The sequence below is a fragment of the Sinorhizobium sp. BG8 genome, assembly GCF_016864555.1.
GTDB lineage: Bacteria > Pseudomonadota > Alphaproteobacteria > Rhizobiales > Rhizobiaceae > BG8.
The window spans coordinates 134807-148245 of sequence record NZ_CP044012.1 but is presented as its reverse complement, the minus strand read 5'-3'; the positions used below and the strand labels follow the sequence as shown (position 1 = coordinate 148245).

14 protein-coding genes are annotated in these 13439 nt (G+C 61.8%); 12 read left to right on the top strand and 2 right to left on the bottom strand.

The genetic code is table 11. From position 1 onward, the window contains the following. The first annotated feature begins 10 nt into the window (after positions 1 to 10). The 3 genes from F3Y30_RS21735 to F3Y30_RS21725 are packed head-to-tail and all read left to right on the top strand — an operon-like array spanning position 11 to position 2204. Complete coding sequence (locus tag F3Y30_RS21735) at positions 11 to 1369, top strand: hypothetical protein (RefSeq protein WP_203427267.1); 1359 nt, start codon at positions 11 to 13, stop codon at positions 1367 to 1369. Then, positions 1369 to 1902, top strand: a complete 534-nt coding sequence (locus tag F3Y30_RS21730) for a DUF2249 domain-containing protein (RefSeq protein ID WP_203427266.1) — start codon at positions 1369 to 1371, stop codon at positions 1900 to 1902. Before F3Y30_RS21735 ends, F3Y30_RS21730 begins: the two co-directional genes overlap by 1 nt. 5 nt (positions 1903 to 1907) lie before the next feature. Continuing rightward, complete coding sequence (locus F3Y30_RS21725) at positions 1908 to 2204, top strand: metal-sulfur cluster assembly factor (protein WP_203427265.1); 297 nt, start codon at positions 1908 to 1910, stop codon at positions 2202 to 2204. A gap of 41 nt (positions 2205 to 2245) precedes the next feature. Here F3Y30_RS21725 and F3Y30_RS21720 read toward each other — a convergent pair whose 3' ends face one another. Beyond that, positions 2246 to 3451, bottom strand: coding sequence for an NnrS family protein (locus F3Y30_RS21720; protein WP_203427264.1), 1206 nt, complete (start codon positions 3449 to 3451; stop codon positions 2246 to 2248). 218 nt (positions 3452 to 3669) lie between these two features. Here F3Y30_RS21720 and nirK point away from each other — a divergent pair, with 218 nt between their 5' ends. The 9 genes from nirK to F3Y30_RS21675 all read left to right on the top strand — a co-directional run bounded on the left by nirK (position 3670) and on the right by F3Y30_RS21675 (position 11805). Further along, a complete protein-coding gene (nirK, locus tag F3Y30_RS21715) occupies positions 3670 to 4812 on the top strand; it encodes a copper-containing nitrite reductase (protein WP_203427263.1) in 1143 nt (380 codons plus the stop codon). A 132-nt stretch (positions 4813 to 4944) separates the two neighbouring features. Next, positions 4945 to 5856: a formylglycine-generating enzyme family protein gene (locus F3Y30_RS21710; RefSeq protein ID WP_203427262.1), complete on the top strand. Its 912-nt coding sequence runs from the start codon at positions 4945 to 4947 to the stop codon at positions 5854 to 5856. Between the two features lie 75 nt (positions 5857 to 5931). Continuing rightward, positions 5932 to 6627, top strand: a complete 696-nt coding sequence (locus tag F3Y30_RS21705) for a Crp/Fnr family transcriptional regulator (RefSeq protein ID WP_203427261.1) — start codon at positions 5932 to 5934, stop codon at positions 6625 to 6627. Between the two features lie 558 nt (positions 6628 to 7185). Next, positions 7186 to 7371: a periplasmic nitrate reductase, NapE protein gene (gene napE, locus F3Y30_RS21700; RefSeq protein ID WP_203427260.1), complete on the top strand. Its 186-nt coding sequence runs from the start codon at positions 7186 to 7188 to the stop codon at positions 7369 to 7371. Between the two features lie 9 nt (positions 7372 to 7380). Next, complete coding sequence (napF, locus tag F3Y30_RS21695) at positions 7381 to 7881, top strand: ferredoxin-type protein NapF (RefSeq protein ID WP_203427259.1); 501 nt, start codon at positions 7381 to 7383, stop codon at positions 7879 to 7881. Beyond that, complete coding sequence (locus tag F3Y30_RS21690) at positions 7874 to 8143, top strand: chaperone NapD (RefSeq protein WP_203427258.1); 270 nt, start codon at positions 7874 to 7876, stop codon at positions 8141 to 8143. The genes napF and F3Y30_RS21690 overlap by 8 nt, the downstream gene beginning before the upstream one ends. Then, positions 8133 to 10637 (top strand): periplasmic nitrate reductase subunit alpha, encoded by a 2505-nt coding sequence (gene napA, locus F3Y30_RS21685; protein ID WP_203427257.1) that lies wholly within the window; start codon positions 8133 to 8135, stop codon positions 10635 to 10637. Before F3Y30_RS21690 ends, napA begins: the two co-directional genes overlap by 11 nt. Beyond that, a complete protein-coding gene (locus F3Y30_RS21680) occupies positions 10607 to 11098 on the top strand; it encodes a nitrate reductase cytochrome c-type subunit (protein ID WP_203427256.1) in 492 nt (163 codons plus the stop codon). Before napA ends, F3Y30_RS21680 begins: the two co-directional genes overlap by 31 nt. A gap of 2 nt (positions 11099 to 11100) precedes the next feature. Further along, the gene (locus F3Y30_RS21675; RefSeq protein ID WP_203427597.1) at positions 11101 to 11805 is read left to right on the top strand and encodes a cytochrome c3 family protein; all 705 of its coding nucleotides are present in this window, start codon (positions 11101 to 11103) and stop codon (positions 11803 to 11805) included. 858 nt (positions 11806 to 12663) lie between these two features. Here F3Y30_RS21675 and F3Y30_RS21665 read toward each other — a convergent pair. After that, positions 12664 to 13365 (bottom strand): GntR family transcriptional regulator, encoded by a 702-nt coding sequence (locus F3Y30_RS21665; RefSeq protein WP_203427254.1) that lies wholly within the window; start codon positions 13363 to 13365, stop codon positions 12664 to 12666. Positions 13366 to 13439 lie beyond the last annotated feature (74 nt).

The following is a 13439-nucleotide window of genomic DNA, read 5'->3' as shown; positions in this document are numbered from 1 at the left end:
GGATACCGACATGCCAGGCGCTACACTCTCCCGCTGGACCATGTCCTACTTCGCCGCCGCATGCCTCATGCTCGTTTGCGGGGAGGGGCTGATGGTTGCCGGCTACGGCTATCCGTTCGCCGATATCGGCGCGCCGGAAACGATGGCGCTCGTTCATGTCATCGCAATCGGTTGGCTTAGTCTCCTGATGGTGGGTGCACTCCTGCAATTCGTGCCCGTGCTTATCGGTCGCCCAATTGTCGGCGGAGGTTTTGTGGCACCCGCCCTGCTGTTGCTGCTAGCCGGGCTTGGTTGCCTGGTCGGCGGATTCGTCGCGCTGTCCGGTGCGATCGATTTGCCGCTCGCGCTTTTGCCAGTGGGGGGCACGTTGCTCCTTGCCGGCTTCGGCCTGTTCGCCGGTATTCTTTCGGTCACGCTCTATTCCGCGTGGCCTCTGCCGCTCCCCGCCCGCTTCGTCGCCACGGGTCTTGCTGCGCTTGCCGGCGCGGCCCTTATCGGTTCTGTCTTTGCGGACGCCCTGTCCGGTGTTGTGGATTGCCCGTTGTTCGGCCGGCTTCTCGCTGAGGGCGTAGAACTGCACGCGGCACTCGGCCTCGGTGGCTGGCTGAGTGTGACGGCGATCGGGGTCAGCTACCGGCTGTTCCCAATGTTCCTGCTGGCGCCGGACGTGGAGCGCTCGACGAGCCGCGCTGCGTGGTGGGGAGCGAGCCTTGCCGTCGGTCTCGTCCTGACGGCGTCGGGTCTTGTGCTTTCGGGGCTGTTCGGCGGCACGCTGCTTTTTTCTGCCGCTCTGCTTATGACACTGGTGGCGGTCGTGTTCTACGGTGCCGATGTCCTGCACATCTATCGCGCGCGAAAACGCAAGCAGGCGGAGTTGAACATTCGCGCGAGCTTTGCGGCGGTGGCCTTGTTCGCGCTTTCTGTACTGTTCCTCAACATTCCGGCCCTACGTGGCGGCGATACCGTTGCCGCGGTCGTCTACCTCTTCGTATTCGGCTGGCTCACCGGGCTTGGGCTTGCGCAGCTCTACAAGATCGTCGCCTTTCTCACCTGGCTGGAGGCCTACGGTCCTGTGCTTGGCCGCGCGCCAGTGCCACGGGTGCAGGATCTTGTCGACGAGCGCTGCGCGCAGGTCCTTTTCCTGATCTACTACGGTGCGGTGGGGGTGGCGACACTGGCGCTCATTGCAGGCGGGACTGGTTTCTTCCGCCTGGCCGTAGCGGCGCAGCTTCTTGCGACGCTTGGCCTGATCCGTGAATTCGTCCGCGCGCGGCGTCTTTCAATCGTGCCGGTTGCCCTGCGTGTACCTGTTGGCGTGGTGCGGCCTTCCCTTTTCCTGCCTCTATCTGCTTCTCAAGGAGATGAATGATGTCCAACGTTTTACCCGAGATAGCGCCGAAAGTACTCGACGTGCGGCCGATGCTACGAAGCGGCGGTGAGCCTTTTCAGGCGATCATGCAGGCTGTGCAGGAACTGCGGCCGGGACAGGCGCTGAAGCTCTTCGCCACCTTTCGCCCGCAGCCGTTGTTCCGCGTCATGCAAGGCGCCGGTTTCGATCATGAGGCCCATGAAATCGAGGGAGGGGACTGGGAGGTTATCTTTACGCCGCAACCGCAGGCCGCCCCTGTCGAAACATCCGTCGACGCCGACCGCCCCGAGACCTGGCCGGACCCATCCGAACATCTCGATCTCACCGATCTCGATCCGCCGGAGCCGATGGTGCGCATTCTTGCAGCTGCGGAAGCGCTGGGGCCGGGTGAGGTGCTCTTCGCCGTACTCTCCCGCGAGCCGCTCTTCCTTTTTCCGGAACTGACGAAGCGCGGTCACCAATGGGCCGGCAATTTCGACGAGACTGGGTCTGCTTACCGCATCCTCGTCCGGGTCGGTGAAGCGAAGGAGTGACGACGATGAATGACACGGAAAAGGCAGCGCTGGTGCAGGATATCCGCACCGCGCTGCATATGATCATCGACCCGGAGATCGGCAAGAACATCGTTGATCTCGGCCTCGTCTACGACATTGCGGTGGCAGACGGGGGCGTTGTGCACGTCACCATGACCACCACGACCCGCTTCTGCCCGGCGACCGATTTCCTCAAGGAGGCGGTGCGGGCCTGTGTCTGGGCCGTGCCTGGAGTGGAGTATGCGGAGGTGCGGCTGACCTACGAACCGCCTTGGACGCCCGATATGATGGAGGTGGCGTAGACAAAAATCGGCCCGGAGAAAACCTCCGGGCCGATTTCGTTTCAGAGCGGGGCGCGGCGTTTTCGCGCGAGGATCGGCGCATATTCCAAGCAATAGAGACCGAAGGCAGCGATCCAGAGCAACGCGGAAGTGCTGTAGAGGGCCGAGGTCAGGTCCGGCAGCACCTCGGCGAGCGGACGCACGAGGGCGCAGAGGACGAGCGCTGCATAGGAAGCGACCGTGGTCCTTGAGGCGACCAATGCCCGTCCGGTGTGGCCAAGGCTCGCCCGCGTCATCACTGCCAGCATCATGCAGGCTATCGCGCCGACGGAGAGCAGGTGCAGTACCGAGCGTTCTTCGAGGTAGCCGAGTGCGCTGAGACCTATGGCGAGCAGGCCCAGGGGCACGAAGACATAGGCGATGTGGAGAATGACCAGAATCCGCTCGGGCAACACCGTCCAGCCGCGCCAGCGGTGCAGGCGGATGCAGTGGAGTGCGGCGGCGGCAAGGCCGGCTGCTGCACTCGCCGGGTGTTGCGGCAGTATGGCCCATAGGCCGAGCGCGCCGGTGCCGGCGAGGATCGCGACCATGTCGAATCTATTGTAAGGCACCGGAAAGTCCGTCCGTCCAAACTTGTTGAGCCAGTTGCGAGTAAAGCTCGGCACGATGCGCCCGCCAACGATCATGATGAGCACGACATAGGCCGCGACCGCGAGCCGGATCGCCATATGATCGTGCCCGCCTTCGATCGCAGCCACGTGGAAGATGGCATTGGCGAGCGACAGCGCGAGCAGCCCGGCCAGCACCTTGAGGTCCTTCCACTTGCGCCCGGCGACCACCTCGCGCGTGCAGATGGCAAGCAGCGCAGGCAGGAAGAGCGCGTCGATGACGGCCGCTGTCGCAACGCCGATCGCGTCGGAGGCCAGAAGGGCGATGCGTCCGGCGCACCACAGCGCAAAGAGGCCGGCAAGCGGCCAGCCGGAGACGGGCAGGCGTCCCGTCCAGTTCGGCACGGCCGTCAGGAGGAAACCGGCGAGCACGGCGGAGGCGAAGCCGAACAGCATTTCGTGGGCGTGCCAGTTGGGCGCGCCGTAGGTATCGGCGATTGTGATGTGGCCCGTAATCGCCGCGATCCACAGGCCCATGGCGGCGATGGCCCAGAGCGCGCCGCCGAGGAAGAACGGCCGGAAGCCGTAGGAAAAGAGCACCGGGCCTGTGCGGGAAAGGCCACGCGGCACGGGGCGGCTGACGGAGGGGCTTACAGACATGATCGTCACTTTCCTTTGCAATCGTCAGCTCTTTTTAAGCGGCCGGCGGGGCGGCTTCTTTGCGAGATGGCAAAGAGCAAATCAGCATCTGCCAAAATGCCGCAGCCGCCGGAAAGGGCTGTTTGTCCCATCACAAACAGGTCGGCGCGAATGCTCCTAGAACAGAGAGGACCGGTCGATAAACACATCGCTCCGTCCTTTTGAAAAGGAGAATACCAATGACCGAGCAGTTTGAGATGACACGCCGCACGATCCTCGGCGGTGCCGCCTTTGCCGGCGTCCTGACGCCGATCATTACGGCGTCGATGGCACACGCCGAAGGCGGCGCAATCGAAACGAATGCAGCGGCTTCCGCGGCCGATATCGCCAAGCTGGAGCGCGTAAAGGTGGAGCTCGTCAAGCCGCCCTTCGTGCACGCCCACACCCAGAAGGCCGAGGGCGGCCCGAAGGTCTACGAATTCACCATGACGATCGAGGAAAAGAAGATGATCCTCGACGACAAGGGTACGGAAGTGCATGCCATGACCTTCAACGGATCGGTTCCCGGCCCGCTGATGGTGGTGCACCAGAACGACTATGTCGAGCTGACGCTGATCAACCTCGAAACCAACGAGCTGCAGCACAATATCGACTTCCATTCGGCAACAGGCGCATTGGGCGGCGGCGCTCTGACCGTGGTCAATCCCGGTGAGCGAACCGTGCTGCGCTTCAAGGCCACGAAAGCCGGCGTGTTCGTCTACCACTGCGCACCTCCCGGAATGGTGCCGTGGCATGTCACGTCGGGCATGAACGGCGCCATCATGGTGCTGCCGCGGGAGGGCCTCACCGATGGTCATGGCAAGGAGCTGACCTATGATCACGTCTACTATGTCGGCGAGCAGGACTTCTATGTGCCACGAGACGCCGAAGGGAACTACAAGAAGTACGCCAGCGTCGGAGAAGCCTATGCCGACACGCTGGAGGTCATGCGGACCCTCACGCCGAGCCACATCGTCTTCAATGGCGCCGTGGGCGCACTGACCGGCGACAACGCGCTGAAGGCCAAGGTGGGCGACAAGGTGCTCGTCGTGCATTCGCAGGCCAACCGTGACACCCGTCCGCACCTCATCGGCGGGCACGGCGACTATGTCTGGCAGACCGGCAAGTTCCACAACGTGCCTGATGTCGACCAGGAAACCTGGTTCATTCCAGGCGGCACGGCGGGGGCGGCCTTCTACACGTTCCAGCAGCCGGGCATCTACGCCTATGTGAACCACAACCTGATCGAGGCCTTCGAGCTTGGAGCAGCTGGTCATTTCGCGGTCACGGGCGACTGGAACGACGACTTGATGACCTCGGTCACCCCTCCAAGCGGCGCCTGACGCCTTGCAAGACCGGTGCGCCCGTCTAGGCGGCGGGCGCACTCTTCAGATCGCGCTTGTGCGATCCTTCTACCAATCGGCGCCCGTCCCGGACACCGAACGATTGTCCGGGACGGGCGCAAGGAGGCCTTCATGGCTGCGCTTTCTCCGAAACCCGGCATTCCCTTTTTATCGCTTGTTATTCCCGCTTTTCTGCTTGCCGGCCTTGTCGGCACCCTCGCTGTAAAGATCGATCTCGTCGGTGCCGCGCCCGACCCCGTGCTGGACGAGCCGATGACGGTGGAGATCGCACCGCGCACTTTCGCGTATCGCGACAGCGGCGAGTTCTTCCGCAGTGGCTTTGCCGTCGACGGACCGATCGAGACCGTCAGCGCGCGTCGCCCACTCACCATCATGAAATATCAGGTGACATCTGCCGATTACGGCCGCTGCGTTGCCGATGGCGCCTGCGAGCCCGCCGAGCCGGGCTTCACGCCGGCGGATCCAGCCACCACGCCCGCGACGGGCGTCAGCTATGACGATGCGCTGGACTATGCCGGTTGGCTGACTGTGCGCACCGGCGAGGTCTGGATGCTGCCGAGTGACCGGGAGCTCGCCTTTGCCGCCGGCTCGCGATTTCCGGACGATGCATTGGGTGTCGACATCGACAGCGCCAATCCGGCCGAGCGCTGGCTGGCTGACTACCGCCGCGAGGCGGCGCGCAAGGCTTCGCGCGATCCCATTCCCCAACCGCTCGGACGCTTCGGCGAGAACGAATTCGGTCTTGCCGATTTCGCCGGCAACATCTGGGAGTGGACTACGACCTGCAGCCGCCGCGTCAATCTCGACAAGGTGGGCCGCGTTGTGAACGACGTCTCGTCCTGCGGCATCTATGTCGCGAGCGGCAAGCATCGGGCGGTGTTGAGCTCCTTCGTGCGCAATCCGAAAGGTGGCGGCTGCGCGGTCGGTGTGCCGCCAGACAATGTCGGCTTCAGGCTCGTCAAGGATACGCGGTGGTTTGCGGCGTTTCTGGCGGCACTTCGGGAACGGGGATTTCCCGTGTGACGGACCGGCGCGAACTTTCAGCGAGCACGCTGGCGTGCTAGAAGCCGGTAGCTTTCACGCGATGGGGAACTGACTGTGAAAATTGACCGGACCGTTGTCCGCTCGCTCGCCCTCTTCGACAGGATGAGTGACGAAGACCTTGACAGGCTGCTGGCGCATGCCACGGCACGCCGCGTGGCGCAGGGCGACGCTGTCTTCGAGCAGGGCCAGCAGGCTGCGAGCTTCTTCCTGCTGCTGCACGGCCGCCTAAAGGTGACGCAAGTGACGGAGGACGGCCAGCAGATCATCGTGCGCGTGGTGCATCCCGGCGATCTCTTCGGCTTTGCCAAGGCGCTCCAGCGCTCGGACTATCCCGGCACGGCGAAGGCCGCGACGGAAAGTGTCATCCTCGGCTGGCCGACGGACCTCTGGCCGCATTTCGTCGAGCAGAATCCCCGCCTTGCCGTCAGCGCCATGCAGACGATCGGCCAGCGGTTGGAAGAGGCGCATACGCGCATCCGCGAAATGTCTACGCAGGAAGTGGAGCGCCGTGTCGCCCATGTAGTGCTCCGGCTTTCCCAGCAGGCTGGCAAAAAGGAAGGCGAGGGCATCCGCATCGATTTCCCGATCTCGCGGCAGGACATCGCCGAGATGACGGGCACGACCCTGCATACCGTCTCGCGCATCCTGAGCGCCTGGGAGGGGCGGGGGCTGGTCGAGGGCGGGCGGCAAAAGCTCACCGTGCTTAACGCGCCGGGCCTCCGACTGCTTGCCGACGGTGCGAGCGACTGACGCAGACGAGCAGCGCGCTGCTTGACCGTTTTGCAAAAGGCGACGCGCTGGCCGGCCCATTCCTTCCCACTTGGAACCTGATCGAGTTCGGTGAGGAAGAAGAAAGACATGCTTGAGGGACCAAAGGGTCTCGACGCGCCACGGTTCCGCTGACGGCAGTGACTGTCCCGGCCCTTCAAAGGGATTTCATGTGCACGGTGGCGGTTGTCGTCGCAGGCGATGCACCTGCCAACTTGGACCTCATCAGGACTGGCAAGATGCTGAAAAAGGGCCGCGAACGGCGCAGCGCTTTTCGCCGCGGGATCGTAGTCTGTTGGAGCGGGAAGCCTTGTTTTGGTGCAGCGATAAAGTCTTTGCGCCAGAGTCGACTTTTGAGGTTGCTCCGCAAGGTGTCAATTTTAGAAACTAAAGAGATTAGAATTTCTCAAATATATACTTGATAAAAGTCAATTGATTTGGAAGTCAATACATGAGCTTGTAGGTGTGGTTTAAGTTTCACTTTTGTTTTCTCTTTGACCTGTTATTCTGTAGCCACGAACGTTGTCCGGGAGACGCAACGTGGCCGCACCATCCGCCCCCTCATCTGTTGCTGGTCCGGGCCGTCGACGCCGGGAGTTGATCACTTTTTTCGTGCTTGCCTTTGGCATCTGGCCGATCGTTGCCGTCGGCGTGGTTGGTGGATACGGCTTCCTCGTCTGGATGTTTCAGATCCTTTACGGGCCACCCGGCCCACCTGGCCATTGAGGGGCGGCCATGCAGCAAGACGCAATGTCCCGGCGTGAATTTCTGAGAGGCAGTAGGCGGAGTGAAGCCGTCCGCATTCGGCCGCCCGGGGTGTCGGAAGATGGACTTACCGCATGCACCGGTTGCGGCAAGTGCGTAGAGCACTGTCCCACCGCCGTCATCGATCTCGCTGACGGGCTGCCAGTCATCAATTTTTCGAAAGGCGAATGTACCTTCTGCGGTGCCTGCGCCGCGAACTGTCCCGAGCCGGTTTTCACCGAGGACAAGCCCTCGCGCTTCGATCATGTCATTACCATCGCCACGACCTGCTTGCCGTTCCATCACGTCGACTGTCAGTCATGTCGCGACGTCTGTCCCACAGGCGCGATCCGATTTCATCCCGTGCGAGGCGGACCCTTCGTGCCGGACCTCGTCGCCGAGGCGTGCACGGGCTGCGGGGCCTGTATCTCCGTCTGTCCCGTCGGCGCGGTAGCCACGACGCCACCCAGCATGGAGGCCGCCCATGCCTGAAGCGCGGCGCCATCACATCTCAAGTGCGGTGATAGCCACTAAGCCCGATCGTTTCGCCGATGTTCTGGCGGTTCTTGATCGCTTCGACAATGTCGAGGTGCATGCCGCGGACAAGGGCAAGATCGTGGTCGTCATCGAGGGGTCGAGCACTGGCGCGCTCGGGGATACGCTGATGCGCCTCTCCATTCTCGACGGGGTGATCGCCGCAAACATGGTTTTCGAACATGTCGATATGGAAGAGGACGAGGCCGATGGGCAGTGAACTGACGCGGCGTGACATCCTGAAGGCCCAGGCGGCGGGTGTCGCGGCGGCAGCAGCCGGAATTGCGCTTCCCGCCGCCGCCCAACCGGTGCCTGGCGGGGTGAGCGCGCTCGAAATCAAGTGGGACAAGGCGCCCTGTCGCTTCTGCGGTACGGGCTGCGGCGTCATGGTCGGCGTGAAGGAAGGCAAGGTTGTTGCCACGCATGGCGACATGCAGGCAGAGGTCAACCGCGGCCTCAACTGCATCAAGGGCTATTTCCTGTCGAAGATCATGTACGGCGCCGACCGCCTGACGACGCCCCTGCTGCGCAAACGTGATGGCGCTTATGCCAAGGATGGTGAGTTCGAGCCGGTTACCTGGGAAGAGGCCTTCGATGTGATGGCCGACCAGGCCAAGAAGGTGCTGAAGGAGAAGGGGCCGACAGCCGTGGGCATGTTCGGTTCCGGTCAGTGGACGATCTTCGAAGGCTATGCCGCGACCAAGCTTATGCGTGCCGGCTTCCGCTCGAACAATCTCGATCCGAACGCCCGCCACTGCATGGCGTCGGCTGCCGTCGGTTTCATGCGCACCTTCGGCATGGACGAGCCGATGGGCTGCTACGACGACTTCGAGCATGCCGATGCCTTCGTGCTCTGGGGCTCCAACATGGCGGAGATGCACCCGATCCTCTGGACCCGCATTGCCGACCGGCGGCTGGGGCATGATCATGTGCGCGTCGCGGTGCTTTCCACCTTTACGCACCGCAGCATGGACCTGGCGGACATTCCCATGGTCTTCAAGCCGGGCACGGATCTGGTGATCCTCAACTACGTTGCCAACCACATCATCCAGTCCGGCCGCGTGAACGAGGATTTCGTGCGTAACCACACGAAGTTCGTGCGTGGTGTCACGGATATCGGCTATGGCCTCAGACCGGACAATCCGGTCGAGGTGAATGCAGCCAATTCTGCCGATCCTGGCAAGGTCGAGGCGATCGACTACGAGGCGTTCAAGGCGTTCGTGTCGGAGTACACGCTGGAGAAAACGGTTGAGATGACCGGTGTCGAGGCCGGTTTCCTCAAGCAACTCGCCGAGCTTTACGCGGACCCTGACCGCAAGGTCATGTCGCTCTGGACCATGGGCTTCAACCAGCATGTTCGCGGTGTCTGGGCGAACCAGATGGTCTATAACCTGCACCTGCTGACGGGAAAGATTTCCGAACCCGGCAACAGCCCGTTCTCGTTGACGGGTCAGCCGTCTGCCTGCGGCACCGCGCGAGAGGTCGGCACCTTCGCCCATCGCCTGCCGGCCGACATGGTGGTGACAAACCCCGAGCACCGCAAGCATGCGGAAGAGATCTGGCGCATACCGCACGGGATCATTCCGGAGAAGCCGGGCTTTCACGCGGTTCAACAGGACCGCATGCTCAGGGACGGCAAGCTCAATTTCTACTGGGTGCAGGTCAACAACAATGTTCAGGCAGGCCCGAACACGTCGAATGAGACCTACCGGGGTTATCGCAACCCCGACAACTTCATCGTAGTCTCGGATGCCTATCCGACGATCACGGCGATGAGCGCAGACCTCATCTTGCCGGCGGCCATGTGGGTCGAGAAGGAGGGCGCCTACGGAAATGCCGAGCGGCGCACCCATGTGTGGCACCAGCTCGTGCAGGCGCCGGGCGAGGCGCGCTCGGACCTCTGGCAGATGGTGGAGTTTTCCAAGCGCTTCACGACCGACGAGGTCTGGCCGACGGACCTTCTTGCCGCCAATCCCGAATACAAGGGCAAGACGCTCTATCAGGTACTCTTCGCCGAGAGCGACGTTGCCAAGTTTCCGATCGACGAGGTGAAGCCCGACCACGCCAACAACGAGGCGCAGCATTTCGGCTTCTATATCCAGAAGGGCCTGTTCGAAGAATACGCCGCCTTCGGCCGCGGCCATGGCCATGACCTAGCGCCCTACGACACCTATCACGAGGTTCGCGGGCTGCGCTGGCCGGTCGTCGATGGCAAGGAGACACTTTGGCGGTACCGGGAGGGCTACGACCCCTATGTGAAACCCGGGGAAGGCGTGAAGTTCTACGGCAACAAGGATGGCAGGGCGGCGATCATCGCCGTACCCTATGAGCCGCCCGCGGAATCTCCGGATGACGAATACGACACCTGGCTCGTCACCGGCCGCGTGCTGGAGCACTGGCATTCCGGCTCGATGACCATGCGTGTTCCGGAGCTTTACAAGGCCTTCCCGGGCGCGCGCTGCTTCATGAATGCTGACGATGCGCGCAAGCGCGGCCTCAACCAGGGATCAGAGATCCGCATCGTCTCGCGACGCGGCGAAATCCGTTCGCGCATCGAGACACGCGGCCGCAACCGCATGCCGCCCGGCGTTATCTTCGTGCCCTGGTTCGATGCCAGCCAACTCATCAACAAAGTTACGCTCGACGCCACCGATCCCATCTCGAAACAGACGGATTTCAAGAAATGCGCAGTCAAGATCGAACCCGTCGCCTGATCCCGGGTCCAAGATGGATCCTTGCTGCCATCGGCGCAGCCGTCATCGCCACCACAGCAATGGGGCAGATGGTCCCGGAGCTCTCGGGCCCTCAGGGCGATGCGATGCAGACGCTTCCGGCCGATCCACTGCCGAAATGGATCGTCGACGACGTCAGGCGCATGCGCGCCTATCCCGAGCAGCCGCCGGTAATTCCGCATTCGATCGACGGATATCAGCTTTCGGTCAACGCCAACCGCTGTCTGTCCTGCCACAAGCGCGAGTTCTCGCAGGATGCGGGCGCACCGATGATCAGCATCACGCACTACATGACCCGCGAGGGCCAGATGCTCGCCGACGTCTCGCCGCGCCGCTACTTCTGCACCGCTTGCCATGTACCGCAGGTCGACCACAAGCCTCTCGTCGATAACACCTTCAAGGACATGAGTGAGCTTGGCGTCACCAAGGCGGGAAGCGAGTGATGATGGCGCGCGTCAAGGCGATCATTGCCTGGATCTGGACCATCCTGACGACGCCGGCTGCAACGCTCAGTCTCGCGTTCCTGACGCTCGGCGGCTTTATCGGCGGCGTGATGTTTTGGGGCGCGTTCAACACGGCGCTGGAGCTCACGAACACTGAAAAGTTCTGCACCTCGTGTCACGAGATGAAGAACAACGTCTATCAAGAGCTGACCAACACAGTGCATTTCACCAATCGCTCCGGCGTACGCGCGTCCTGTCCGGATTGCCATGTGCCGCATGAATGGACGGACAAGATCGCCCGCAAGATGCAGGCCTCCAAGGAAGTCTGGGGCAAGATCTTCGGCACGATCAATACGCGCGAGAAGTTCCTGGATAAACGGCTGGAACTCGCCAAGCACGAGTGGGCACGCCTGAAGGCAAATGACAGTCTGGAGTGCCGCAATTGCCATTCCGCCGCGGCAATGGACTTCACCAAGCAGACCCAACGCGCAGCAAACATTCATTCGAAATTTCTGCTGCCCGGCAAAGCGACCTGTATCGATTGCCACAAGGGTATCGCGCATGAACTGCCGAACATGGAGGGGGTCGACCCTGGCTGGAAAATGCCGAAAGAGCTCGAAGGCGAGAAACTTCCGGCTGCGTCGAACGATCCCATAGGCGATCTGCGCCGAGCGGTCGCCAGCGCTCATGGCATGTCGACATTCTAGAAACACTCGCAAGACGCCCACAGAACTCCATAGAGTGCCCGACGCCTCTCGTTTGTCCGGGCCAACAGTTCTTACCCGTTCAAGACCACCAATTTGCAAGCCACGGCTTCGACCCCCGTAAACCCGACATCACGGACAGAGCACATGGCATCTGAACTGTCCAAACGGGAAGAACTGGCACTGCAGATCGGATCGAACACAGCTTCGTTGCCTCTCTGCCATCTGTCGCAGTGCCCCTGCTGAGGATTGGCTTACTTCTCTCGGTCACCGACAGAGTGCGTTGATCCTCTGGCGTCTCTACGATCAAGGACTTGGCTTCTCGGGGCTTATGGAGGCATTCCCGGGTATCAGCCCGAAAGTGTTGACCGAGCGGCTTGCCGGATTTGTCGAGCGAGGGCTGGGTTTGCGTTCGTCCACTTCGACATTTCCGCATCGCACTGTTTACGTCCTGGCGGACTCAGGTCGACGGGTATCTGTGATGCTGAAACAGATTTACAAATGGTGCGCTAGAGACCTCTGCTTCAGGTCCGATGACCGTGGTCGAGCAAACGAACGTGAATCCAGGTTGATCATCGCGGAAGGCAAACCTTCGACCTTTGTAACGGAACGTCTGGTCCAGGATGTGTTCGGCTTGCCATCCGTCATCATCTCCGATCCGGTTTCGAACACGCCGCTGATCGTCCCAAAGGGACGACGGGCCGCGTTCCCCCGCGGAGGCCTTCTTTTGTCAGGCTCGTAGCACGATCATGCTTCCCAAACCAAACTAGGGGTGGCAACAACCTGAGATGGACATGAACGGTTCCGTCGGAAACCCGCATTGAGGATGCAAAATGCCGTCCGACCAGCTCAGACGCATTGCTACTCAAATAAATCCGGATTGTTGGCCTCGATCTGCGGCAGGTCGGCCAGGATTCCATTGAGATGACGCCGCATGGCCGCCTCGGAGGCGCCGGCGTCGCGGGCGTCTATGGCTGCTATGATGGCTTCATGTTCGGCAATAAGCTTCGTCATAGAATCCGGATGACGGAGCTGGAGGTTACAGACGCGGTCCATGTGCGCCTTGATGTCAGAGATTGCGTTCCAGGCCAGCGCACAGCCGGCACCTTCGGCGATTGCGATATGGAACTGCTCGTCCTCGCGGCGAAAGGCGTTGTGGTCATGGGCCTCCATGGCTGCCTTTTGACGGGCGATGATCGTGTCGATCCGCCGGCGTGCCCAGCTGTCGAAACCTTCGCTGGCACGACGGGCCACGGCGGTCTCGATTGCCTCGCGCACGAAGCGTGCCTCCATCATCTGGCGGGCCGAGATGCGCACAACGACGGTGCCCCGGTTCGGGCGGATTTCGACCAGCTTCGATTTTCCAAGCGCAATCAGCGCCTCTCTCACCGGCTGCCGCGACACGCCCATCCGGGTTGCGATTTCCTGTTCGGAGAGTCGGGTTCCGGGAGCCAGTTCAAGCCGGATAATTGACTCACGCAGATCACGTTCGACCTGCGCCGCAGCCGTTTCGCCGGTGTCGATCTTCAGGGATTCAAGGTTCACGTCTTTTACCGCCGTCATGCGTTGACATCCAATTTCAGCCACCATACAGTACCATACAATTCAAGTCCAACATAAATCCGGCACACCGAAAG